The organism is Pseudoalteromonas sp. PPB1, from assembly GCF_015356275.1.
GTDB lineage: Bacteria > Pseudomonadota > Gammaproteobacteria > Enterobacterales > Alteromonadaceae > Pseudoalteromonas > Pseudoalteromonas rubra_D.
The window spans coordinates 97,608-123,655 of the sequence record NZ_JACEQV010000010.1 but is presented as its reverse complement, the minus strand read 5'-3'; the positions used below and the strand labels follow the sequence as shown (position 1 = coordinate 123,655).

The window sequence follows — 26,048 nt, the reverse complement described above, 5'->3', positions numbered from 1 at the left end:
GGTAACTTGCAGGTTACCTTTGGCTTTTAGCTCCAATTCTGCACAGCATGATGCACTCAATGAAAATCGCGCGATTTGCTGTGTAACGTGCCCAGTACCTCGCTGCGGTCAATCAGTCTGCCGGCAATGACATGAATAACCTCGCCTTCTTTTTCAACAATTCCTTTTACTTCCAGTAATTTGGCACTGAGATACGCCTGCTTTTGAGCTCGTGCAGTACCAGCCCAGACCACCACATTAATATTCCCTGTATCATCTTCCAGCGTAAAGAAAGTCACGCCACCAGCGGTGCCGGGTGCCTGTTTTCCTGTGACCACCCCAACTACTGTTACCAAGGATTTATGACGGCAGGCACTGAGCTCCGTCATGCGAGTAAAGCGCCCCAGTTTTCCGGCATTATCCAGCAGAGTCACCGGATGTGCTCCCAAGGTAAGCCCCAATGCAGCATAGTCTTCCACCAGATCATCCATGTCATCCGGCTGAAAAGCACACGATGACACCTCAGCCACCGAAGACTCGGCAAATAAGGGGAGCGTCTGCTCCTGATCCATCAATGCCCAACGCGCGGCATAACGGTCGCCCTGTAACACGTTAAGTGCATTGGCAGATGCCAGACTCTCCAATGCATTACCAGGCAACCCAAGGCGCTGTAACGCTTGCATATCAGCAAAGCCATTGTCAGGACGACCAGCCAGCAGTTGCTCTGCACTGTTACGCTGTAACCCTTTAACCAGGCGCAGGCCAAGCCGGATCGCAAACCTGTTGTGCTGTTGGAAAATATAGTGGTCATACTCGGAGGCATTCACGCACACAGGCAGCACCTCAACCTGATGACGTCTGGCATCCTGAATGAGCTGAGAAGCACTGTAAAACCCCATTGGCAAACTGTTCAGCAACGCTGTATAGAACATGGCTGGATAGTAGTACTTCAGCCAGGCTGATGCATAAGCCAGCACAGCAAATGAAGCAGAGTGACTTTCCGGAAATCCGTACTCGCCAAAGCCGCAGATCTGCTCAAAAATACGCTCTGCAAAACTGACTTCATAACCCCGCTGTTGCATACCGCTGATCAGCTTCTCTTTAAACTGCATCAGTTCGCCGCTTTTTTTCCATGAAGCCATGGCCCGACGCAGCTGATCAGCCTCCCCACCAGAAAACCCGGCTGCCACCATCGCCAGTTTAATCACCTGCTCCTGAAAGATAGGCACTCCCATGGTACGCGATAACACAGCTTTCACAGACTCCGAAGGGTAAGTGATAGCTTCTTCACCGTTACGACGCTTCAAAAAAGGATGCACCATGTCGCCCTGGATAGGCCCAGGCCTGACAATAGCTATCTGGATCACCAAGTCGTAATAACACAGGGGCTTCAACCGGGGTAACATACTCATTTGTGCTCGGGACTCTATCTGAAATACACCTACGGTATCTGCACGCTGGAGCATTTTGTATACCTGAGGGTCATCGCCCATACGGGTTAACTCAGCCAGATCCAGCTCTCTTGAGGTATGCTGTGCAATGAGCGAAAACGTTTTACGAATGGCACTCAACATCCCCAGCGCCAGCACATCGACCTTAAGCAGTTTGAGGCTTTCCAGGTCATCCTTATCCCACTGGATAACCGTGCGCTCCGCCATGGCCGCATTTTCAATGGGGACCAGATCATGCAAAGGGCCAGCTGAGATCACAAAGCCCCCAACATGCTGTGAAAGATGGCGGGGAAAACCCATGATTTCTTCGACCAGTGAAATAAATTGTTGCCCTTTGAGCGACTCTGGCTGCAAGCCCAGCTCAGTTAACTGGGTCTGCCAGTTTTGCCCCCGATCACGGCGATTGACATTGCGAATAAAGTAATCAAGCTGAGTTGCTTCAATCCCCAGGGCTTTACCTACATCTCTGACTGCACTTTTAAAACGATAACTGATCACCGTTGCAGCCAGCGCAGCACGTTTACGGCCATACTTGTGATAAATATACTGGATCACCTCTTCGCGGCGTTCATGTTCAAAGTCAACGTCTATGTCTGGTGGCTCATTACGTTCTTTACTGATAAAACGTTCGAACAACACCGACACCTGACGGGGGTCAACCGCGGTGATCTCCAGACAATAACACACCACAGAGTTGGCCGCCGAACCCCGCCCCTGATACAAAATCCCTTTGCTACGCGCAAAGCACACCAGATCATGAATGGTGAGGAAAAAATAGGGGTAGTCTAGCTCCTCAATCAGTGCCAGCTCTTTGTCTATCGTCTGAGCAATTTCATCAGGGATACCTTGCGCAAAGCGCCGCCGCTGACCGACCTCGACCAACTCACGTAAATGCTGCATAGCCGTTTTGCCTTCAGGAACCAGCTCTGCAGGATACTGATAACGCAACGATTCCAAGTCAAAGGTACACTGCTTTGCAATGCGCAACGACTCAGCCAGCCAGGACGCCTTAAACAACTTACTCAGCTTTTCCCGGCTACGCAGCGCCCGCTCAGCATTCGCAAGCAATGCACCTTTAACTTGCTCAATCGGCTGATTCAGCCGGATCGCTGTCAGTGTATGCTGCAACCTGAGCCGCTCACTGTGATGCATTAATACTCCGCCACACGCCGTGACGGGCAATTGATAACGTTCAGCCAACGTTTCACAATGATGAATAAAACGCTGTTCCTGATTGACCAAATGTCGCTGTATGCCTAACCAGCTGCGACCTTCATGATGGCGTGCCAGCCAGGTCCCCCACTGCTCATCCTGCTCATTGCCTGCTGGAAGCCAAATAAGCAGACAATGACGCAACGACAATAAATCCCACTCGGCTAATCGATAATGGCCTTTTTCAGCGCGTCGACGGGCATTGGTGATAACCCGACACAACTCACTGTATGCTGCTTTATCCGGGCACAATAACACCAGGTCCAGCGTTTCAAAACGCATCAGGCTGCCTACTATCAGTTGTAAATCTAGTTGCTGATTTTTAATCAGTGTATGAGCTCTGACAACGCCTGCCAGCGAACACTCATCGGTGATGGCCAGCGCAGTATAGGCAAGGAAATCCGCCTGCCTCACCAATTCTTCCGGACGGGATGCCCCCTGCAGAAAAGAGAAGTTAGTTTGACAAAACAGTTCTGCATAGCCTGGCTGCTTAGTCCCTCCTGGTGGCTCCCCTGTACACTGACGATCTGATTGTTCATTCTCTGCACGCGTAGCAGGCAGTGTGAACATGGGAGATTTATGCGCGGCCATCAGCTGAAAACTCCGTGGCAAAACCACCGCTGCTGGCGATCTCTGAATACCCACAACCAACGCCCTTGCTCATCCTGAGCAACAAAATAATCACGCTCGACCCCATGTGCATCCCACCAGCCGGTACAGATCCGCTCAGGCCCAAGATGGACAGTCACTTTATGCTGCAAAGGCTGCGTACTCGGCAATAAAAAGACGGGCCGAAGGTAATCAGTGGCAGGGAGCCTGCCAGACTTCTCCAACAAAGGCGTCCCCGGTGCACTCAATGGCGTACAATAGCCGCTTGCCAGCTCAGGGCGCAGATCATCGCACACAGCCAGTCCCTGTACTGCCTGTTCTCCTAACTTAGCCTGTAATAACGCAACCAACCCGGCTGGTGTCATGGTGCCGCGCCGCTCAGTAAATAAGTCAGGCATCAGCTCATCAGGCTGACTCATCTCGGTCACTTTCAATCCTATCGCCTGTACCGGGCCATTGAGTGTCACATTGCTCAACTTGAGATCACATAAAATCAGCCAGAGATCAGCGCGATCTGTGCCTTCTGCGCGACCTATCTCCAGTACCTGCGGTTCAGCATCGCGCTGATACAGGGTCAGTGTTAATTGTCTGGCATGGCGGTTACGTAAGCGTAAGAACTGCTCCTGTTGTACCAAAAGCTTAAGTAACGGCTTGTTTAACCAATCAAGGTTTTCTATGTCATATAGCAGGGGCAAATGGCGTTCAAATTCTGGCTCCGGTTGATAAAAAGTCACAGGGTGAGGCACTTTTCCTCGCAACCTCGACACATACTGCACCAACTCGCAATCAAAACGTTTACCCAGCTCGACTAGAGGCAAAGCAAACAAGTCGGCCACGGTTTTAAACCCTACCCGCCGTAACCGTTCAAGCTGCTTTGATGGCAGTGATAAAGCCATCAGAGGTAGATTATGCAAAGCACTTTCAAGCATTGCTGAGTCCTCACTCACTAACGCACCATGATGCTGTGCCAACAGCCTGGCAGCTTCAGGGGAGTAACCGCAAGCATACCGGTAAGTGAATGACTGAGTATCGAGGTGTGAGCGCAGCGTAGCCAGATAGTGAGATAAATCGCGATACATAGCCAACATACCACTGACTTTTAACAAAAGCCCCTGAGGTGCAAATAAGGCGATATCGGCAGTGATCAAATACAGCCACTGGGCAATTTCACGCATAGTCCGACTTTCATCCGCTTCATCATACGGGTGCACAAGCAGATCGCGACTGCGGGCTGCCGCGCCGGCCAGCCCCATACCTTCTGAAATCCCCAGCTGCATAGCAGCCTGATCTAGTTGCATCACAGTGTTATCTCGCCCCCCTACCACAATGCAAGGCCGGGATGATGCTGCGAATACCTCAGCGGACTGTTGAGCATCCGGTGTTTGCGCCTGAGCAGCAATTTTCAGCTTATCGAGCTGAATAGTAGGAAAATGTAAATACAACCACAAAGTCATGGTTACTATCCGCCAGTACGATACTGCCGCACTGTATCCGGAATTTCTTTGCGCTGGGTATGGAAGTGCTCGGTCAGTTCAGGCCATTGCGATGACATATCCAATGCAAACTGGGACTGAGCCCAGCCACCTCGGCGCTTTTTAATAGTGATATTCAGGCCACTCGCATGCGGACTAAGACCCAGGCTTAAAGACACCGGCAACGTCCCCTGGCAATGGTGTTCATGACGCAGTAAATACAGGCACGCTTCACCCGTGCTAGCCGCCAGTTGTAAACGTTTTACCTGGTGTACCTGTAGCTCACCATGCCATAGCAATACACTGTTGCAGGCACCGCTTTTCAAACATTGTTCAGCGGCCCACAACGCTTCTTGTGGAGATCCGGGTGTGATCTCCAGGAGTTTACTGGTATCCATTCCGGTACTCTGTAATGCATCGGCATTCAATCGTGCAGGGGGTGTAATGACCGCAGTCAGGCCGTCTTGCTGTATCAGACTGGGTAATAACAACCTGAGTTCACCAATCCCCAGCTCTGTATGTAAATCAACCACACCTACTTTGGGAAAACCGCCCTGTAGATGTTTGTCTAATTCAGCAAACCCCGTCGCAGTGACAGCCCGCTGCTGCTGTTGGCGCTTTGCAAGCCCTGCCCCCTGCCATACCAGATCCTGACGTTCTAATAGTTCGATTAAATTACTCATAACACACCTCAAACTGTATATTTATACAGTATAATTACTGTTGAGCAAAGTGCAAGCATGCTGTGAGCGACGCGTACCAGACAGGCGCGTTAAGGTATCCGAAAAGCATAAAATACTTAATCCAGATCAAGCAGTTACATTCAAAGTCAGCTAAAGTAATTAAGACAACAGGAGCATAGTATGTGTGGACGATTAAATATCACCGATGATCCTTTTGTGATCGAGGTATTAGCAGGGTTAGGTATTGCAAACCCCAAAGAGACAATGCACTTTGGCCGTTTTAAAAAGGCAACTGACAGCATCAGTATTGTGCATGAAGAAAACGGTCAGCGACAACTCAGCAACGCAACCTGGTGGCTATTACTGGATCCACAGCCCGGGCAAGGCTTTAAGCCATCTAAATACACCTCATTCAATAGCCGCTATGACAAACTGCATGTCAAAGGCAGTGCTGCCTATCAGCCGTTTCACTACAGTCGTTGTATTATCGTGGTAAAAGGCTTTGGCGAAACCCAGTTTGCACAGGGTAAACCACAACATTATTACGATTTTATCGCCGCAGACGGGGCGTTATGTTTAGGCGGATTATATAAAGTGTGGTACCACCCGGACAGCGGGCAAAAGCACTACTCCTGCTCAGTCATCACCTTGCCAGCACATCCTAAGCTGCGCTGCTATCATGATAAAGCCAGCCCTCTGATCCTGCCACCCGACCCTGCTGAACTCAATGCCTGGCTGGACAGCACAATACATGATGGTGGCCGCTTTACGCATTTGCTGATCCCCCATTTATATCAACGTCTGGCTGCCATTCAGATAGATAAACCCAGTCAATACCGGCCTATGGGTGAAACCTCCTATATCGCCAAAGATCCTCCCCGTAATAAGAGGTGAGCTGATGCGGTATTTTGCACCCGCTCACTGCACTCTGGCTGATGTGAAAAAATCACACTTGATAACGCGCCAGAATGTCGTCTAATTGTACGGCTAACTTCGCCAAATGTTGTGATCGGTCGTCAATATCCTGGCTACGTTCCAAATTACCATTGGCTTCTTCACTGATGGCACTGATGGCTTGACTGATCTGTGCAACCACCGCCGACTGCTCCTCCGCCGCAGTCGCCACCTGTGTATTCATAGCCACAATCTGCTCAATCGCATCAGACACATCGATCAGGGACCCCTTTGCCCGTTCAGATGTCTGAGCATTATCAACAGAGCGCTCACGACTTTGTTGCACTGACTGACGTGCTTCACCAACCCCACTTTGCAGCGATTTGATCATCTGTTCAATTTCTTCTGTCGCCTGCTGAGTACGCTGAGCCAGGCCACGAACTTCATCTGCGACCACCGCAAACCCGCGTCCTGATTCACCGGCTCGCGCCGCCTCAATAGCTGCATTTAATGCCAGTAAGTTGGTTTGTTCAGCAATGGCCTGGATCACATCCAGCACACTGCCTATCTGTTCACTCTGAGACGACAACCCATTCATCACTTCACCGACTTTATCCATCTCCTCGGCCAACTGTTCCGAGACATCAGCACAGTGCTCCACCAGCTGATTAGTCTGAGAAGTCAGTGTACTTACCTGCTGGGTCTGCTCCGAGGTATTCAGCGCACTGCTTGCCACCTCCTGAACTGTGTGCTGCATTTGCTGCCCGGCAGTCGCCGATTGCTCACAATCCTGAGACTGCTTATTCACCCCGTCAATCAGTCCCGCGACCCGCTCTGACAGCGCCGTCGACATTTCTTTGAGCATATGAGCACTGTGCAATAAGTCTGCAAAATTTTGCTGCAACCGCTCAACCAGGCTATTGACCGAACGGCTTAAATCGCGGATCTCATCATCACCCTCATCGGGCGCACGCAACCTGAAATCGTTATTATCTGCGATACCACGGATCGCATTACTGGCAGCAATAACAGGCCGTGTAACCCGGTTAGCAACAAAGAAACCCACCACACTGGCTATGATTGCCGCCACAGACACAAATAATACTGAGGATCGAAGCACGGAATACTTTAGCTCAGAAATCATGGCAAACGCTTCGCTTTCATCAATTTCGCTCACGATCGCCCAGTGTAGCCCGTCGATTTCTAACGGCGCGTAAGCCGATGCCACCGAAACAGCCCGGTAGTCAGAGAAAATGGCAAAGCCGCTCTGACCTGACAGCGCAGCCCGAGTGCCCGGAGAGTCAATTCGCAATGTGCCTATGGTGGTATGTTGCTGTTCAATGTTATCCACCATGTCTTTGTCGACATCAAATGATCTGAGCTGAGCAATAAAGCCACCCGGATCTTCCACAAAAAATCGACTGTTATTTAGCAATATTTTATTTTGATTGACCAAATAAAGCTCGCCACTGTCACCCAGCCCTTGCTCATGCCATTGCCCATTTAATGTCAACATACGGTTAATTTCATCCACAGGCAGTTGAAATATCAAAGTCCCCAGTAAAGTGCCGTCATCAGCCAGAATTGCAGAACTGATAAACCCTGCCGCGGCATTGTAAGAGGGCATATAGGGGCTAAAGTCAATAAAGTGTCCTTCACGTACATGCTGGGTACGGGCTGCTTCATAGGCACGTGCTAAACCAGACTCGCGAAATGGACCGTTGGTCAGTGATGTTGCGAAGTCGAGCTCCTTAAATACGGAATACACCACATCACCCTGAGGATTGGTAATAAACACATCGTAGAAGCCAAAACGTGCCTGAAACTCGCGCAGTGCTTTGTGATAACGGCGGTGTACGGCACTATAGGTGCTGTTATCCCCTGCATCCAGCAGTTGATCTTTGCTCCCTAACGGATTGGGATTAGCCGCAATATAGTGGCTTTGTAGCCCACGCGCAGTCGGGCTCAGTCGCGTAAAAAGGCTATTCGCGCTGAGGCTGTCACCAGGATTTTTTTGTCTATATTGGTCAATAAACTGAGTTTCATAGAAGCGGCTCAGAGACAATTCAGCCTCCCGGGCGCGGGGATAACTCGCAAATGCAGCAGAAAAAGCCCGACTGGCGTCAACCACCATAGTAGATCCCGCCAGTGTTACCACCTGATCCGAGATAGTTTTAAAGTAACGTTCAACCTGAGCTTGCATCGCGTTACGACGTGAAACCAGGTTATTTTCGATTTCCTTCGTCACGGCGGCTTTTCCTTCCTGGTAGGCCAAAACACCGATAACAAAACAGGTAATAAGTAAGGGGACAACAGCTAGCAGAACAGCAACGATACTAAGACGGTTTTTTAATTGCACGTGAACTCCTACAGTACAAAGCAAACCTATTCCGGGCAGGGGGGATAGGCCAATGCAAACCACAGCCACTGCGACTTAACCCCTTTGAAAATCAGCAATTTGGTACGTCAGCAGCAGCAAATACACCATGTCAAACTACAATAGCGCAACACTATGGAGATGTGACTTCCACAAGCACGCCATCTTAGACATGAATTTAGTTATTAAAATTAATTAGATGCAGGTTCAACCTACACCTTTTAATACTTTGATACTAGTAATTAATAATTAGTTTTTGATGTCAATCAGGTATGACCAATTAAGGCGTGCTGAAGTGATGATTACAATGTTTGGCAAGGTACTTCTCAGCACCTATTCATGCAGAAGTCCCAGTACCACCCCGCGAGCTTCATCATTTCTTTCACATTGAAACTCATAGTGTCATAGAGGCTTTTTAATTTTTTCTTTCACTTTTAGTTTCATAACTAATTTCCTTTTAATTAAATAAAGCGCCCCTCTAAGCATAAATGAACATTAACTTACTCTATAAATTTCGTTCCCTTACTAAAATAGGATTGCAGATAACCAAATGAGCCACCAGAACTATCAAAGTGAGCCAAGTATTTAAGACTCAGAAAATGAACATTTAAAATGCAAAACCTTATCTCAGCTGACAACCGTCCTCATAACATCCTGTCTGGGTATACCAGCCACCACCTACAACAATCACGACGTGTCTCTTTGAGCGGCAGTTGCTCTTCTTTGCTCAGTTTTTAAGTTTTATCTCTTTAATGACAACGTCATTTTAATTATTTAATAAAATCAAATTAAGCAAACCAAAAAGGACAAAAAATACCCATTAAAAATTTTAAAAAACCTATTAAATAATATTGAACATTCGGATTAACTCAACAATAAAGTAAAACTAAAAAATGACATCACTCAGCCATTAAAAGTAACTACTCACTTCTCAATCAATCTAATATTTTATAATAAGTTATTGCCTTCAGACCTCATTGCCAATCATTTAAGATTGCCATGAAGGGCCTCAAGTCATTCAAAGGTAGCAATGAAGAAATTCATAAAAACAAAAAAGACACAATAAAAACCAAGCTATATACAAAACACACCTTTTAGACACAAAAAATGGGCGACTCCACACCCCCTCGCTCTTTTACTTTAAGCACTAATTCACTCAACACCTCCAGTAAACAAAAATCCTCAACAATAAAATCAAAAGCGCCAATCAACTTTATTTTGACATAAAGTTGAAAACATTATTTCACATCTTGTCTCTAAAATTGCGCCTTCCTCAATAGGACGAGGCTTCCCGTGCACCAAAACTTGCAAATTGCAAAGAACATCTGGGTTGAATTAACAAAGGAAATACACACAGAACTTGCAAGCGCAACTTGTTTACTTCGCTTGCGTTAATACCAGGTAAAATAATGAAGACAATACGCTTACTGCTCAGCATCAGCACTGTATTTGGCAGTTTCCATGCACTGAGCGCCCCAGAGGTGCATTACGACCAGTGTCAGAACACATTTAGCTATATGGGTGCCAGTTATCAGGGCACAACGGATAAAAATAACTCAGGTAGTCAGTGGTGTTACCTTAAGCAAGCCACTGATGGCTCCAGCTGGGGCAATGTCCGGATTGAAACCATCCCCGTATTTACTACAGTCTCCGGGAAAAGCTGTAAGACCCCCTCCAACTATCAGGGCGAGCAGTTTTACGGCTGCTCTACACGTAATCACAGTGGCCCCTGGTGTTATGTTGACGAGCAGGGAAGCTGGGAAGAGTGCGCGACACAAACGCCTGATCCCCTGATGAGTCACACGCATCCGCAACCAGAGAAGCGCCTGGATCGTGTCGCGCTGGGTTCTTGCTTTAAAACAAAAGGCGACATGCCTGCTGCTCTGGCACGCCTGATAGGACATAAGCCTGACTTATTTTTCTGGCTAGGTGACAATATTTACGCAGACACCGAAGACATGAGTACAATGCGCCAAAAATATGATGATAAGAAGCGTAATTCAGACTATCAAAAGTTTCTTGCTGCTGAAATACCGGTTATGGCAACCTGGGATGATCACGACTTTGGCCGTAACAATGATGGTAAACACTATCCTAAACGTGCCGAGAGCCAACTGGAATATTTACGCCATTTTGATGCCAAGGCGGACGATCCCAGGCTCAATGGTCAGGCAGGTATCTATGAAGCGAAAATGCTGGGACAAAAAGGAGAGCAAACGCATGTGATCACGCTAGATGCGCGTTACTTTCGCTCACCCACCTTTTCCAGCTATGGAGCCTGTGAAGGTGACGCAACGACCATCTTGGGTGAACAACAGTGGCAATGGCTGGAAAAAGAGCTTAGCAAGCCATCCGAAATTAAGTTAATTGCCAGTGGGATACAGGTCCTGCCACCTTTGTATCAGGGTCGCAGTCGGAATAGCTATTGTGCCTATGGAGATGGTAAAAAGTTCGAACAGGCATTAAGCAACCTACAGGAATCCGACATGTCGGGTACAAGTTATGAATCCTGGGCTGAAGTGCCTCTGGAGCGCGAACGCCTGCTTAGGTTAGTACAAAAGTCAATCAATGCGGGTAATGCAAAAGCAGTGATCTTCTTATCTGGCGACCAACACTGGGGTGAATTATTACAAAAAGAGATCCCTGCCAGCAGTGAATATGGAAATATGGCCAGAGTTTATGAGGTCACTGCTTCCGGATTTGGACAAAACTGGCCATATCACATCGAAAACCCGTTACGTTTACCTGTCTATGCCGATACCAAAGGAGACGGTAACTACAACAAACAGTGCAAATTCCCTGCTAAATATGCCGCGGTAACCTATCAAGGGTGTATTACCCGGGATCATGACAAACCCTGGTGTTACACCGAAGTCGATGAGAGCGGCAATGGCGTTAAAGGTGAATGGGGTAATTGTGCTGCCAGTGGCGCAACCATACCGACAGGTCAGGTTGGCGTTGTCAGCAAAAACATCGCAGATCTCACCACCAGCAACCGCCACTTAATCAATAAGTCGGGTAGTAACTATGGCATGCTGGATATAGACTGGCAAAAACGGACCATTAAAATGTCGATAGAAACGGCTGAAGAAGAAGCCGTATCAACCATCATTACATTTTAGGCGAACGAAAGAATGCGCTGATCTGCTGCTGTAGGTCAGCGCCTTAATGCGCTTACTTGACCACCTTCAGCCCTTGTCTAGCTGTTCTTGAAGGCTCGGGTATCGGTTGATCCTTCGCGTAGGCTTTAAATGCACGCGCTCTATCGTGAGCACTGCGCACAGCGTCACATTGCGCAATAATATCTTCTTCATCCAGCGCCTCACCCAAATCCATCACAATCCTGTATGCGGATTCATATAGCTCTTGTTTAGTGTCTTCTTCAGCACGAAAACGCGTAAAAAAGTCCTGCACTTTTTGCTCTGGCCCATGTAATTGAGCGCCCTGAATACAAGCGCCTATAATAATACCAAGCATCAAAAAAATAGCCAAAGAGGTAAGAACGAGTAGCAACATGTTTAAGCCTCCTGCCGGATCCGGGTTTCCATAAATTTATAAAACGGATACTTGGCGACAATCAGCCACTCACACAGATTTGCAATCACAGTTGCAGGACCGTATATAGAGTACAACAGATCATTCCCCAGATACCCTCTCAAGACCAGCTGTGCTGCGTTTAATAACATCAGGAATAAGGTAATATACAGGCTATACCGAGCCACTCTGACGAAATGGCACCCTCTGATAACATGAAGTAAATACAAAGTGGCAGCATAAGCAGCGGTTGTGCACACTATCACAAAGTAATACAGCTTGATCACCAACTGATTACCCGCCTCTATGTCCAACATATACGTAGCTAAACTACCACTGATGGCATGAAAAACCAGTACGGCAAGCGCAGTTAAAAAACATGAATGCATTTTATGATCGGCAGGTGTTTTTAAACTCGACTTCCCACCAAAAAACAAGCTAAAGCTATATTTCCTGAGCGAAAAGAGTACAAAAAGCACAACAATCAGTTCAAGAAAGCGTATTCCCCACCCCGCCACGATATAAAATTCATTCATGCTCAATCCTTTATGTAAAAACTCTACTAGCAACAATAAGGAGCAGAGTGAAAGGGGCGTGTAGGTTGGGCACCATCAGATCCCCCGCCACCGCCAACGACTTCAGCTAGCTGTTCCTGTGATAAATTAAGATTGGTTAACTGCTTAAGCTTTTTTGATTTCACACCTAAGCGATGACCATTTCGATTGATAGAAGCTTTCATGGGCTTTTCCTTACGTTTCTTTTTAAGATAGAACAGTCTTAGCCACGTGCTACAATCATGTTAAACAAGCAGAACCAAACTTGCAAACCTAAATTAACACAATTGTAACCAAGATACATTTTGGCCAGACTATATTGACAATATACGTCCAAAGCTAAGTTACCATGAAAATATTAATATTAAAGGTACTGCTTTGAAATATCATGCGACAAAATGCAATTTCAAGCTGAAATGACAACTATGAAGATATGTGCTCATGGTGACTAGTTAAACCATGAGTGTAAAATGCAGGCTAAGTATGATGCTGCTCCTGGTAAACACATACTCGATTTCGCCCCGTACGTTTTGCATCATACAATGCGTCATCCGCTTGTTTTAACATCACTTTACCACTGCGCACCCCGGGTTGATAAAATGCCACACCAAAACTTGCTGAAATAGTGAACCGTGTATCTTTGGCAGTGAAATTCAACTCCGTCAGATCACAACGCAGACGCTCTAAATAAATGGCCACTTGATCCTGTTCACATTCAGGGATCAAAATACAAAACTCTTCACCCCCAATACGGGCAACCATATCGGAACTACGACTGGACACCAGTAAGAACCGCGCAACTTCCTTGAGTACTTCATCACCGATATCGTGACCCCACTGATCATTAATTTGCTTAAAATGATCAATGTCGAGCAGCACCAGTGCAAACAAACACCCATAACGAGATGACCGATCCAACTCCTGCTCAAAGCGTAATGTAAAAAAGCGCCGGTTGAACAAGCCCGTCAAAGGATCCTGGTTCGCTGTTTTCTCCAACAAAGCATTGGCCTTCGTTAGCTCAGCGGTGCGCTCATCAATTCTATCTTGCAGATTTTCATTCAGAGACTTAAGTGAATGCATCATATAACTAAAGTGAGCGGTCAGCTCTCGGACTTCCTGCCAGCCATGCGTCACTCTTGGTGGGTCGCTCAATTCACCATCATGAGTGACTTTCTCAATATGAGATTTTAGGTTCTCAATAGGCTGAGAAATATAAGTCGACAGGCCAACCCCGACAATCACGGCCAAAAAGACAATACCCAACTGAGCGGCATAGATAACAGAGCGATTGGCATGCACCATGGCATTCACTTCACTTTCATCTATTTTGGCTACCAACCCCCAGTCTAACTGCTCGATGTAGCGGGTTGACGCCAACACAGGAACATCACGATAATCAGGCGCCTCTTCAAGAACCAGTTCGTTGCCTGACAGAGCTTGAATAATGGGCACTGTGCCTTGGGTAAAGGGTACTGTACGTGTGAATGCAGCCTTGGGGTCATATTTCAAAGGCGTCGCAAATAAGGCATCACCATTGCTGTTGTGCATTGCAATCAGCCATTCGCCTGTCTGACCCAGTCCCGTGCGATCTCTCACCAGTTGGTTCAGAAATTGAGTGGAAAAGTCCACTTTCACATAACCGGTTAATCGTCCGTCTAACAATAACGGGGCAACCCGACTTAGTTGCACCACACCTTGATGCTGCTCAAGACGAACGGGGCGATCTTCAAATTGGGCTGAGACCAGATTATCGAGCCGTTCAAACCCATTGGTCGCGGTCACGAACTGACCCCGTTGATCAAACACCCCTATACTTTTGAGATAGGATCTATCTAAGGCTGCATCATTAATGATCCGGGTAATTTGCACAAGTGCCAGATCACTGCGAGTATCATTCCATTGTGCCAGCGACCGACGTAATTGCGTTCTGCTGGCTATTTGCGCCACATTGTCATTTGCGCGCTCTACCCCCGCCAGTATCCGTAGCTTAGCGATTTGCGAAATCGCACTCAGGTGGGACTTGACCTGCTCACGATACTGCACACCCGTGTAACTGTTGAGAGAATACAGTCCGATAAACAAAGGGAATGCCGTCACTAAAATGAAGGTGGCAATGAGCAAGTGTTTTAACTTCACATGCACCCGAAACACAGTCTGATTAGACTTTTTAGACTAGCACACATCAATAAAATTGCAAATAAAGCAACAATTTAACAAAAACCTTAGTTAACCCATTATCCGGCACACAGGTAGCAACAAGCTTAATCAAAAGTTCGTAACACTAATCAGAATTAAGTCTACATACGACTCTTTACCCGATTGGTAGCCTGAGCAGTTGCGGGATCATCCGGCCAGAAGTGTTTTGGATAGCGTCCTTTCATTTCTTTTTGTACTTCACGATAGCTGGATTGCCAGAAGTGGGCTAAGTCCTGAGTCAGTTGCAGCGGCCGCTGAGCGGGTGAGAGCAACTCCATCAGCACAGGTAAACGCCCTTCACATAACACAGGGCTGTGACTCATGCCGTATACTTCCTGCATCCTTACCGCCAGACGTGCGGGTCCATCAAGCTGATACTGAATACGTATATTTGATCCGCTAGGCACCGTAATACGCTGAGGGAGTAACGCATTAAGACGCTGCTGCTGAGACCATTCCAGTGTACTTAACAAAGCAGCATGAAGATCGAGTTTTTTCAACTGAGGTAATTGCTTAATATTATCTAAATAGGGACCAAGCCAAGACTCAAGATGCTTCAGCAAACTCTGTTCATCCAGAGCCCGAAACTCCTCCGGGTAGAGCCGCTGAGCCAGCGTCATTCGGGTTAGCAAATCTTCACAATCTACATAGGCATTAAAAATCAGCAACCCCTGCTGACGCACCAGAGTTAGCCAGGCTTGAGTGCGTAATGCTGTGTCGACCGGCCCCGTTGCGGGTTTTGCAAGATACACCCAGTGACCGAGACAAATGCGGTGTTCATGGATAAACTGCCCTGACTTTTGCTCAAACTCACACACATCCTGCTCAGTAAACAAATAGGGCAACGCAGTGTATAACTGTTTAGGTTCAAATGCCGTTGCACTGAAGATTTGCTGCCCTTTGTGGCCGCCGAGATCGGCAATCGCCAGATAATTGGCATCCAGCCAGTATTCTTTGTGTGCATTCACCCCGGCACCATTGGCTAATACCCAGCCCTGCCCGCGACGTTTTGCAAGCCGATCGGGAAACGCGAGCGCAATCACGACTGGCAGATGCTCAACCGCCAGCTCCCCTTGTGCTTGCTGCAGTTGTGCCCGACGCAACCAATATGACAGCTGCTGACGAAAAGCACCATGTGGTTTTAGCGCTTGCTGTTGCAATGCGATACTCAACTCAGCAGACACTGACACCCGGCTTTCCAGCAACGCGATAAAATAACAGCCCAGGCGAGTTATTCCCGGGTAATCGGCTTCAAGCGCTTTTGACTTTAATAACATATGTCCGTATCTGGGGTCTGCGCCCAATGACTGAACCTGTTTGCCCAGCACAGTGACGCGGTCACGGTCATCAATTAACTCCAGGCTGCGCAACAAAGCTTGTGCTTTAGACAGCTGAGCCTCTGTCGGCGCATCCAGCAAGGCCAGTTCAGTTACCTCACTGCCCCACACCTTAGCTTCCAACATCAGACCACTCAGGTCACTACACAAAATATCCGCCCGGTCATGGGCATCGCGACGCTCAAACAAGGCCTTACTGCCCAAACGGTATACTACCCCAGCCTCAATACGGCCTGCACGCCCAGCACGTTGCACCGCTGAACTACGTGAAATGGACTGTGTCACCAACTCACTGACACCTGTGCGCAAGTTATAGTGAGCAGCCCGGCGCTTGCCGCTGTCTACAACGATGCGGATCCCTTCTATGGTCAGGGAAGTCTCGGCAACATTTGTCGTCAGCACCACTTTGCGCATGCCCGCTGGTGCTGGCTCAATGGCAGCCTGCTGAGCTTGTTTGTCCTGATCACCTGACAGTGTGGCTAACATCAGTTCCGGCTGAGCATTAAAGATATCCCGCAACGCGTCTGAAACATAACGAATTTCTTTTTGTCCGGGTAAGAACACTAAGATGCTGCCAGTCTGATCTTTTAAGGCCTGACGTACCATTGCCGGGATGTGTTCCAGCCAACGGCGTTCATCTTTTAACGGCACATAAATTTCATCAATGGGGAAGCTGCGCCCATCAGAGCGCACCAGAGGACATGCCAGAAATTGTTGATACCGTTCACTGTCCAGCGTCGCCGACATCACCAGCACGTGCAGGTCATCGCGCAACGCCATCTGCGACTCGAGCGCAAACGCCAGCGCGGTATCTGCCGCCAAAGAGCGCTCATGAAATTCATCAAAAATGAGCAAATCAACGCCATCCAGTTCAGGGTCAGCCTGCAGCAAACGCGTTAATGTACCTTCAGTGACAATTTCAAGCTGAGTGCGAGCTGAGACTTTGACCTCCTGACGGATCCGCAACCCCACACGCTCACCCACAGACTCCCCCAGCTGTGCGGCAAGAAAGCCCGCAATATTACGTGCTGCAAGACGCCTGGGTTCTAGCATAATGATACGCTTAAAATGCCCATCCAACATGAGCTGTAACGGCAGCCTGGTGGACTTACCAGCACCTGGAGGGGCCTGTAACAAAACACGGGGCTGCGTAGTTAATTGCGAGACTAGTTCATTGTAGACGGCCTGAATGGGTAGCGCTGAGCTCATTTTTACTGCTGTATTAAGTCCAATATAAGGCTAGTTTATACTAATCCCACAAATTAAGTGACTCATTCTGACTAGCTCGTCTCTCATTCTCCAACTGCCCCGCATCTTATCTGGCCCCCATTATCCAATTTGTTTTGGTCGTGTTTTCACAGTAAATGGACGACTTTACCTCATATAAATGGACAACCAGCAAAGCTTGATGGGATCATCCAGAAAGGGGACGCACCGCTTCACTCAATTTGAACGGTCGAAAAACAAAACCAGACAAACATATTAATCAAAGGGGCCCTATGACACCCAGTGCACACCTGATGATGAGCTGGCTATGTGGTGCCAGCACACTGACTACAAAACGTGAACGTATACTCATTACTGTCGCGGGCTTAACCCCAGATCTTGACGGTGCCGGATTGCTCATTGACTGGCTCTCAGGGACAACCCGATACTATCAACAATGGCATCATATCTATGCCCACAACCTGTTGTTTGCGATAGGTATTGCAACCTGTGCTGGATTGCTGGCACGTACCCGGCGAGGGTGCGTTTGGCTGATGTCGTTTATCGCCATCCATTTGCATTTATTCACTGACTTAATTGGTTCTAAAGGGCCGGATGGCTATCAATGGCCCATCCAGTACTTTTACCCATTCAACAACACCGGATTTACCTGGCAAGGACAGTGGGCACTGAATGCCTGGCAAAACCAGCTAATATGGTTGCTGCTCTTACTGGTTTGCATTGGCTATATAAAACGTAAAAACATCTCTTTCTTTGAGCTCTTCGGCGATAAATTGGACAGTGCAGCACGTGCACTGTGTACCAGATTATTGTCAAGATACACCAGACAGTAAGGCACTAGCCCGGCGGAAATAATACCAATTTGCTTAGTTAAGTGTTCTATTTTGAGGCGAGAAAATATAGTCGATAACAAGGCAAAAATTTTGCTATTTAGTTGTTCTAAATGAAAAATTTTTAACGCTGTTAGCGTCCTATTTACTCCTTCAAATGGACCAGGTATTAAGTGAAATTGGTATTAGTAAGAGGGGACAGCCATACTGGCTTGATACTGATTTCGCCCAGATTCTTTGGCATTGTACAAAGCAGCATCAGCTTGCTCAATCAGCTTGGCCGGCGTAGTGGCTTTTGCACTGCCCGTGCAGGACAAGCCAACACTCACAGTGACAAAGTTATGGGGCGATGTTGGATGAGCAATGGCGAGCTTTGCCACACTTTGCACAACCTTAGAGGCAAATTCCTGCGCGCTATGTACTGAAGTATCGGGCAACAACACCGCGATTTCTTCACCACCATAACGACACACCAGATCGACCGGGCGCTGAGTACACAGCGACACTTGTCGGGTCACGTCTTTCAACGCTCTGTCCCCTTCGAGGTGCCCCTGACTGTCATTAAATTTTTTAAAGTAGTCGATATCAATAAGCAGTAATGCCAGTGGCACTCGCCGACGCAGGCTATCCTTTAACAGGCGATCAATTTCAATATCGAAAAAACGGCGGTTATATAATTCTGTCAGGCCATCGACGAAGGATTGGTTGGTGAGAATGTCCGCCTGTACTTTGTACTTCAGATGGGTGGAGATCCGTTTAACCAGCGTACTGGCAACTAGGGGCTTTTCGATGAAATCGACGGCGCCTGCATCCCAGCACTTTTCCTGTACTTGGGGTTCCTGGCTTGCAGTAATAAAGATCACAGGAATGTCGGCCAGTTCGGGTTGTGCTTTAATGGCTTTACACGCTTCGAGCCCGGACATTCCCTCCAGATTAATATCCATAATGATCAAATCAGGTTTAATTTTGTGGCACACTTTTAAAGCGGTTTCTGCACTTTCAAAACTTACCGTGCGGCAAACAGGCTTTAATATCGCACTCACTAACTTGCGGATCACTTTTGCATCATCCACCACCAATACCGTACAACTCTCGATACTGTGTACAATTTCAAACATCGAATTCCATCCCGTTTACCCAGGGTTCTGCCACTCTACACCCACACTAAGACAGGTCGGACTGCCTGAGTTAATTAACGAGGGTACTACTATCATAGCTCATTATAGGGATTTCAGCCGACCCAACATTCTATTAGGTTTCGGTGCATACGCTGAAATCACCTGCCAAAGCACTTTTTGTTCAATTGGTTTTGCAATATAGCTATCAAAACCTGCATGCTGATACTTTTGCCTGTCTTCGGTTAACACATTAGCAGTCAGGGCTATCACTGGCAATGCCGGGTGTTGCTGTTTTATGAGTTTACATGCCTCGACCCCATCCATCACAGGCATCTGGATATCCATTAACACAAACTCCGGGCACTGCTGCGCTACCTGCTCGACAGCCTCTTGACCGTTCCATACCATAGTGATGTCTGCATTACATTTGTTGAGCAACGCGTGAACCACCAATTGGTTAATTTCATTGTCTTCTGCGACTAACACCCGCACACCCGTTAGATCTGGGAGTACGATCCCATCCTCGGACAACTCGGCCTGCGACTGTGCGCTTTTCTCAAGTGGCAGGTACACCGTAAAAACACTGCCCACGTTTTCCATACTTTGCACCTCAATGGTGCCCCCCATCAGTTCAACCAGAGAATGCGTAATGGATAGCCCCAGCCCGCTTCCCCCGAACTTGCGAGTCGTGGACTTGTCGGCCTGCTCAAAACGCTGAAACAGCCGGCCTAATGCTTCTTTACCGATGCCCACGCCTGTATCGCGCACACTAAACACTACACCGGGTTCGCCCTGTACCTCCTCGATTTCAAGATCCACTCCTCCTTTTTGAGTAAATTTAATCGCATTAGAGATTAAGTTGAGGAGTATTTGTCGAACCCTGACGGCATCCCCTTCCCAGCAGGCATGACCAGAATGCTCAACAACACTCAGATAAATCCCTTTCTGAACGGCCACAGCCTGCAAGTCTGCCTGAATATGGCTAATTAATTCCGTCAAATTGAATGGCCGAACCTCCAATGAGAGTTTTCCTGCCTCAATCTTAGAAAAGTCCAGAATATCATTGATTATGGTGATTAATGCCTTGGCCGAATAAGTGGCTTTATCCAGATACTCCCTGGCTCTGCCTGATAGTGTCTCTTCACTCAATAGCTGTAAAGTGCCGTACAAGCCATTCATGGGCGTGCGTATCTCATGGCTCATATTGGCCAAAAATTCTGATTTGGCCCGCGTTGCATGCTCGGCCACTTGCTTCGCTTCCGCCAGTGCCTGTTCATGCTCCAACTGTTCAGTCAGGTCGTAAGCAACCCCCAAAAAGCCAACCAACTTACCATGGTTGTCCTGAAGGCGCGACACACTCAGGCGCACCGGCGTCAATTGCATACTCTTTTTGACATAAGTCCAGTTGTTTACATCGTTTTTGCCAAGACGTGCTTTTGCGACAAAAGCTTCAAAGCCGGGCTCAACAGAATAACCCAGTTCTGCTGTTAATTGTTCTGCGCGCTGTGCCACTTCCAGCTCCAGATGAAACACTGCGGGTGTGCATTTACCTATCATCTCTTGCGCTTTGTAACCCAATAGCTTCTCCGCTGCCGGGTTAAAAACCGTGATCACTCCCTGAACATCGGTTGCTATCACTGAGTAGGTCGCACTGGCTAAAATACTGCGCTGCAATACCCCCACCTGTTCTATTTCAGCTGTTCGGGCAAGTACTTTTTGTTCCAGCACCGCATTGGCCTCTGACAGGGCTTTTTCCCGTGTTTCAGATAAATCCAGCTGATGTGCTTTAGACTGGTGCACACGTAATATCAGCAGCTGCACGCAAAACACCACCAGCATTAATGCCAGTGTGATCATCACCGCTTCTCGCGCCGCTCTGTATTGACTCGGTAACCCCAGTGCCTCGATATAATTTGTGGTGGGGCTGAGTTCCAGCCGCCAAGTCCTGCCATACAGCTGACTAACACTGTGGACTCGATACTGACTCAGTTCTGCTTGCAGCTCTCCGTGACTAAAGAACAAAGTGCTATTCTGACGGTCGACATCCCTGACATTGAGGACCAGGTTACGCTTAATTCCTTTCAGCGAGTCCAGCACTTCATCAATGAGGATCGGGCTGTAACTCCAGCCTGCAAGTTGAGCCATGCGCTCCGTGGAATTTTTAGGGATATCGTTTTGTGTATACACTGGCATAAGTATCAAAAAGCCATGCTGCGCTTTTTGATTTGCCTGTACTAAGGTGATTGGCGCAGTTAATGTAACTGCAGCGCGTCTGGCGGCTTCAGTCGCCGCAATCCGACGCATAGCTTCTGAGCCAATGTCCAGGCCTACTGCCTGCTTGTTACGCGATTCAGGCTCAATAAACTGGATCACATACAGGCTTTGTTCATGTGGTGTTATTTGTTTAATGCTAAACTGCTTATCAGGCCTTTGTTGTCGGGTGCTCTGAACAAACTCCGCTTTGCTTTCAGTGGGAACAAAGCGAATAAACCCAAACCCTCGCGCTCCCGGGAACTCTCGTTCGTGATAGCGACTGCTTGTGTAGCGCTGCATACGATCGTAAGTAAAGTTCTGCGCCCCCACTGTCTGAATAGCACCACGCATTCCCGCCAGTCCATAACGATACAAGGCCATTCGCTCTTCCATCGCCTGAGTAAGACGGGTCAGATCATCTGCCATAGCACCTTTTATTCGAGCATCAATACGTTGCAAATGGGATTGGTGACTATACCAACCACCCATGGCGCCCAGCACAATGACAAGCAACAAAGGCCAAATAAGCTGCCAAAGAGGTCTGTTTTCTCTTAGAGCCCCATCTGAGTGTTTTGTCACATCACTCATCTTAGTCTGGTCCGCCGTCTGGTTATTTGCATTTGCAGATAACTCCCTGCTATTGAATCATTGCGTATTAACTCTCGTTACTTCTCTTCGGTACGGCCGACGTTTCAAACACCTCATTCTGGAGCGCTTGTTCAAGCGCCTCAAATTGGACAGAAATGCACTCCACCAAAACACCATAATCGGTACCGTCTTGCTGATCCGCCTTCTCTTCCAGCTTAGCCAGTAACTGGGTTAGCCTTTGAGCACCGATGTCACCGCTTTGTCCTCGCAATGCATGGCTGACCTGCTTGACCTGAGCATGGGCAAGCTCATCACAGTGTTCTTTCAGTGCTAATAACTTCTCTGACGCAGCGTCGTAAAACAACCTGCAGATTTGCTGATATAACTCAATGTCACCCTGCAATCGTTCGATGGTGCCACTTACATCAAGTACTTGACCCGCTAAATCAGACACCAACCCCCCCTGATTTGACGCACTCTGGCCCTCTGTCTCTTCTGAAGTATGGCTGTCGGGCAAACTGTGCATTTGCCGTTCATCCGGTTTTTGATATGACATAAACTTAGACAATACATCAAACAGTAGCTTAGGCTGTATGGGCTTGGTCACATAGTCATCCATGCCTGCCGCCAGACAGCGCTCCCGCTCCCCCGACATCGCATTTGCTGTCATTGCAATCACCGGAATATGGCGAAAAGACTCGCCTCCTTTCCCTTCTCTAATTAGACGCGTTGCCTGATACCCATCCATTGTTGGCATATTACAATCCATCAAAACAGCGAATACCGGCTGGTTGTTTTTTTCAAAATTAAGCAAGGCACTCAAGGCTTCATGGCCAGATTGGTATGTCACCACATCTGCATCGATACCATGCAGGATCCCCCGGGCAACTTCTCGGTTAATTTGGTTATCATCAACAATCATCACTGTCACACCGCTGAAATCATTGTGCGCATGATGTTGTATGTTGGGGACATGCACCTGATGCTGATTTTTAAGCATTTTTTCTATCGCATTCTGATCAAATACAGACAAAAAATGACCCAAACGAATAGGTTTAACCAGTTTCGCCAAACACCCACGAGCGATATTTTGTTGGGTAAATTCACTGTACAGAACGATAGTGCGAGAATATGCCTTGGTATCAGTCAGGTTTTCAATATGCGGATGATTATGATCCACAACCAGATACTCACCGTTACGTTCCACCAAGGTACCGCCATACTTAGTAATGACATGTGAAAGGAAACTACGCTCCCGCCCATCAGCCACATGCAGCTCAAACCGATATCCGTCCAACAGGTTGTTGTGAGGTTTAGCCTTTGCCGTATCCAAAGCAAACGGTAAGGTAAATGAAAATTTGCTACCAATGTTCTTTTGCGACTCAAAGCCAATTTGTCCCCCCATCAATTCACAGAGGTTTTTACAAATTGACAAGCCAAGTCCTGTGCCACCAAACTCAGCGCTGATACCGCTGTCTTCCTGGGTAAAGGCAGAGAAAATCTTATGGTGGTTATTTTTATCAATCCCCACCCCGGTATCTTCTACGGCCACCGTCAAATATATCTTGCCTGCATCTTCTGTCGTCTCTGCCCGCACGCAAACACAGCCTTTGCTGGTAAATTTAATGGCGTTGCTCACCAGGTTAAAGATGACCTGTTTGATCCGGCCAGCATCTCCCACCAGTTCAATAAAATCAATATCTGCAACATCGACCACTAAAGTGAGCTGCTTTTCATACGCTTTTAAAGAAATGGATGTCACAACATGCTCCACCACTGAAATAGGGTTAAGCGGCTCTTGCTCAAGCTCTAGTTTGCCCGCTTCGATTTTAGACAAATCTAGAATGTCATTGATAAGAGAAGCCAGCGTTGAAGAACTGGTTTCTGTCATTTCCAGATACGATAATTGATTCTTGGTCAGCGGCTCTCGGCGGATCAGGTTGAGTGTACCCAGAATACCATTGAGCGGGGTGCGCATTTCATGGCTGATGGTAGAGATAAAGGCGCTTTTAACCGCAGACGCTTTGACCGCTTTGGCTTTTTCGGCCTCCAGCTCCCCGGTGCGCTCTTTAACCTGAAGCTCCAAGCTTTCATTCGCACTTTTTACCTGCTGTTCACTGAGCTTTTCTTTTGTTGTGTCACGACCGAACAAAGTAACCCCAACCAGCTGGTTATCAGGACCTCGCACCGGCGAAACTTTGAAATTCACATGCCGAACTTCATCCTGTACGGTGTAACGCTCGTACCAGTCGGTATCCTTAGGTGCCCCCTCACTCTTAAAATAACACACAGCGCTCTGCAAACGGTCCATGGGCAGTTCAATCAGATCGGTAATATTGTGCTGTCGCTCACTGGCGGCGAGACTGGGAAATATCAACAAAGACGCACTGTTATATGTCTGTACGTTAAGCTGTGTGTCAAAGCTGATAATGGGCTCGTCAGCGCCATCAATAATCGATTCATAGACGGCTTTATCTTCCTGGTAGCGCTCACGATTACGATAGAAAACAACAATGCCGCCCATGAACAGCAGTAGCACTAAGGTCACGACGGCTAACAACATATAACTCGACAAGCGTCGTTCATTTAATAATGCCGAGGACTGTTGCGGAAGCGCAATTGCGGTGATAAACATCTCATGCCCCGGGCCCTGGTAACCACTATTTAATTCCTGCTGTATCGCGACCTGAAGGGTATCTGTGCCGTGCTTATATACCCCATCAACACGACCCTTGGCAGTACTATGTAGTTTGAAGTCATCGTCAAACATCCGTGGTCTGGCCAGGTCCCGGGTATAATGAAAAACCGTGTCAGGGCCGTAGATATAATGCCCCTGGTGGTCAGTCAGATAATACTCGCCCGTGTCACTGTCCAGTAAGTCGATGAGCTGCTTCGCACTGGAATTGAGTACCAACAAACCAAACAGGTCGTTGTCGGCATCGAACAGAGGCATAGCAATACGCAAAACCGGGGTGAATGGTCGTTGCACTTTGTTGTTTTCAAAATTCAGAGAAATACGCGATGCAAAGTGCATTTCTTCAGACAAGTCCAGGGTTTCCTGAACATAATCTTTATGCGATTTGTCCTGCAATTTTGCTTCTGGGATCTGCTCTACTTTGCCCCGGCGCCGATCAACCCGGACAAACTCCCGACCGTCCGGCATGATAATACGCAGCTGCAATAGCTCAGCATTGTTATAAATCAAAGACCTAAAAATAGTGGCAATGCGAGACTTCCACAGCTCAATAGGCTGATTATCCTGTGGATCAACCCCATTATTTTTCAGTGCGCGGGCAATGCCCGGAAAAGGTGGCGTATCTTTTAGAAAGTGCAAATAGCTTAGATCTGCCCGATAACGCCGCTCGAATTGCTCAGCGATATGTGCTGCACTCTGCCTGAGCTGGTTTTCTACCTCAAATTGCACTTCTCCTTGCAACTTGCGCTCGAAGAAAATCAAAGCCAACACTATCATCAACAACAAACATACACTGAATGCGCCCGCAAACCAGCGCGTTTGCTTATTTTTTTTACCAGACAGAATCCCTATCATATATGACCTTTTAACCCAGCAGACGAGTTTTTGGCGGCTCTCAAGTGCAAGACCGCAACCACCCCACAAAAATGGTATGCATATGCAAACTATAGTCTATGCAACCGGCATTACAGGGCCACAGTCATTTTTTTTCAAGAAAAGCTGAAAAGCCCTGACACTCCACGATATTTCCACTCACAGA

General features: G+C 47.7%; 15 protein-coding genes. 3 read left to right on the top strand and 12 right to left on the bottom strand.

Translation table 11 applies throughout. The features are described from left to right. Positions 1-56: 56 nt before the first annotated feature. Genes IY568_RS12075 through imuA form a run of 3 tightly spaced genes read right to left on the bottom strand, consistent with a single transcriptional unit; the run spans position 57 to position 5,406 of the window. Positions 57-3,233, bottom strand: coding sequence for an error-prone DNA polymerase (locus IY568_RS12075; RefSeq protein ID WP_194867667.1), 3,177 nt, complete (start codon positions 3,231-3,233; stop codon positions 57-59). Next, positions 3,233-4,705 carry a Y-family DNA polymerase gene (locus IY568_RS12070; RefSeq protein WP_194867666.1) on the bottom strand — a complete coding sequence of 491 codons (1,473 nt, stop codon included), beginning with the start codon at positions 4,703-4,705 and terminating at the stop codon, positions 3,233-3,235. The genes IY568_RS12075 and IY568_RS12070 overlap by 1 nt, the downstream gene beginning before the upstream one ends. A gap of 5 nt (positions 4,706-4,710) precedes the next feature. Continuing rightward, on the bottom strand, positions 4,711-5,406 hold the full coding sequence (gene imuA / locus IY568_RS12065) for a translesion DNA synthesis-associated protein ImuA (protein WP_194867665.1): 696 nt from the start codon (positions 5,404-5,406) through the stop codon (positions 4,711-4,713). Between the two features lie 180 nt (positions 5,407-5,586). Here imuA and IY568_RS12060 point away from each other — a divergent pair, with 180 nt between their 5' ends. Next, positions 5,587-6,300, top strand: a complete 714-nt coding sequence (locus tag IY568_RS12060) for an SOS response-associated peptidase family protein (protein ID WP_125562363.1) — start codon at positions 5,587-5,589, stop codon at positions 6,298-6,300. Positions 6,301-6,352: 52 nt separating this feature from the next. Here the strand turns inward: IY568_RS12060 and IY568_RS25300 are convergent, their stop codons facing one another. Further along, entirely contained in the window at positions 6,353-8,659 is a 2,307-nt protein-coding gene (locus tag IY568_RS25300; protein WP_194867664.1) for a methyl-accepting chemotaxis protein, read from the bottom strand. Between the two features lie 1,427 nt (positions 8,660-10,086). Between IY568_RS25300 and IY568_RS12050 the strand changes: the two genes are divergently transcribed. Continuing rightward, positions 10,087-11,799 carry an alkaline phosphatase D family protein gene (locus IY568_RS12050; RefSeq protein WP_194867663.1) on the top strand — a complete coding sequence of 571 codons (1,713 nt, stop codon included), beginning with the start codon at positions 10,087-10,089 and terminating at the stop codon, positions 11,797-11,799. A 52-nt stretch (positions 11,800-11,851) separates the two neighbouring features. Here the strand turns inward: IY568_RS12050 and IY568_RS12045 are convergent, their stop codons facing one another. From IY568_RS12045 to hrpB, 5 genes are all read right to left on the bottom strand, one after another. Beyond that, positions 11,852-12,193: a hypothetical protein gene (locus tag IY568_RS12045; protein ID WP_125562357.1), complete on the bottom strand. Its 342-nt coding sequence runs from the start codon at positions 12,191-12,193 to the stop codon at positions 11,852-11,854. A gap of 2 nt (positions 12,194-12,195) precedes the next feature. Continuing rightward, on the bottom strand, positions 12,196-12,747 hold the full coding sequence (locus IY568_RS12040) for a hypothetical protein (RefSeq protein ID WP_125562355.1): 552 nt from the start codon (positions 12,745-12,747) through the stop codon (positions 12,196-12,198). Between the two features lie 26 nt (positions 12,748-12,773). Then, positions 12,774-12,950: a hypothetical protein gene (locus IY568_RS12035; protein ID WP_164517584.1), complete on the bottom strand. Its 177-nt coding sequence runs from the start codon at positions 12,948-12,950 to the stop codon at positions 12,774-12,776. 292 nt (positions 12,951-13,242) lie between these two features. Beyond that, the gene (locus IY568_RS25295; RefSeq protein ID WP_125562353.1) at positions 13,243-14,901 is read right to left on the bottom strand and encodes a diguanylate cyclase; all 1,659 of its coding nucleotides are present in this window, start codon (positions 14,899-14,901) and stop codon (positions 13,243-13,245) included. A 161-nt stretch (positions 14,902-15,062) separates the two neighbouring features. Beyond that, positions 15,063-17,507: an ATP-dependent helicase HrpB gene (gene hrpB / locus IY568_RS12025; RefSeq protein ID WP_194867662.1), complete on the bottom strand. Its 2,445-nt coding sequence runs from the start codon at positions 17,505-17,507 to the stop codon at positions 15,063-15,065. 290 nt (positions 17,508-17,797) lie between these two features. Between hrpB and IY568_RS12020 the strand changes: the two genes are divergently transcribed. Beyond that, the gene (locus IY568_RS12020) at positions 17,798-18,358 is read left to right on the top strand and encodes a metal-dependent hydrolase (protein ID WP_194867661.1); all 561 of its coding nucleotides are present in this window, start codon (positions 17,798-17,800) and stop codon (positions 18,356-18,358) included. A gap of 182 nt (positions 18,359-18,540) precedes the next feature. On the opposite strand, the gene IY568_RS12015 is transcribed toward IY568_RS12020, so the two are convergent. The 3 genes from IY568_RS12015 to IY568_RS12005 form a co-directional block, all read right to left on the bottom strand. Then, entirely contained in the window at positions 18,541-19,473 is a 933-nt protein-coding gene (locus tag IY568_RS12015) for a diguanylate cyclase (protein WP_194867660.1), read from the bottom strand. 102 nt (positions 19,474-19,575) lie between these two features. Continuing rightward, the gene (locus IY568_RS12010; protein WP_194867659.1) at positions 19,576-22,314 is read right to left on the bottom strand and encodes a CHASE domain-containing protein; all 2,739 of its coding nucleotides are present in this window, start codon (positions 22,312-22,314) and stop codon (positions 19,576-19,578) included. A 67-nt stretch (positions 22,315-22,381) separates the two neighbouring features. Next, a complete protein-coding gene (locus tag IY568_RS12005; protein ID WP_194867658.1) occupies positions 22,382-25,864 on the bottom strand; it encodes an ATP-binding protein in 3,483 nt (1,160 codons plus the stop codon). Between the last annotated feature and the right edge of the window lie 184 nt (positions 25,865-26,048).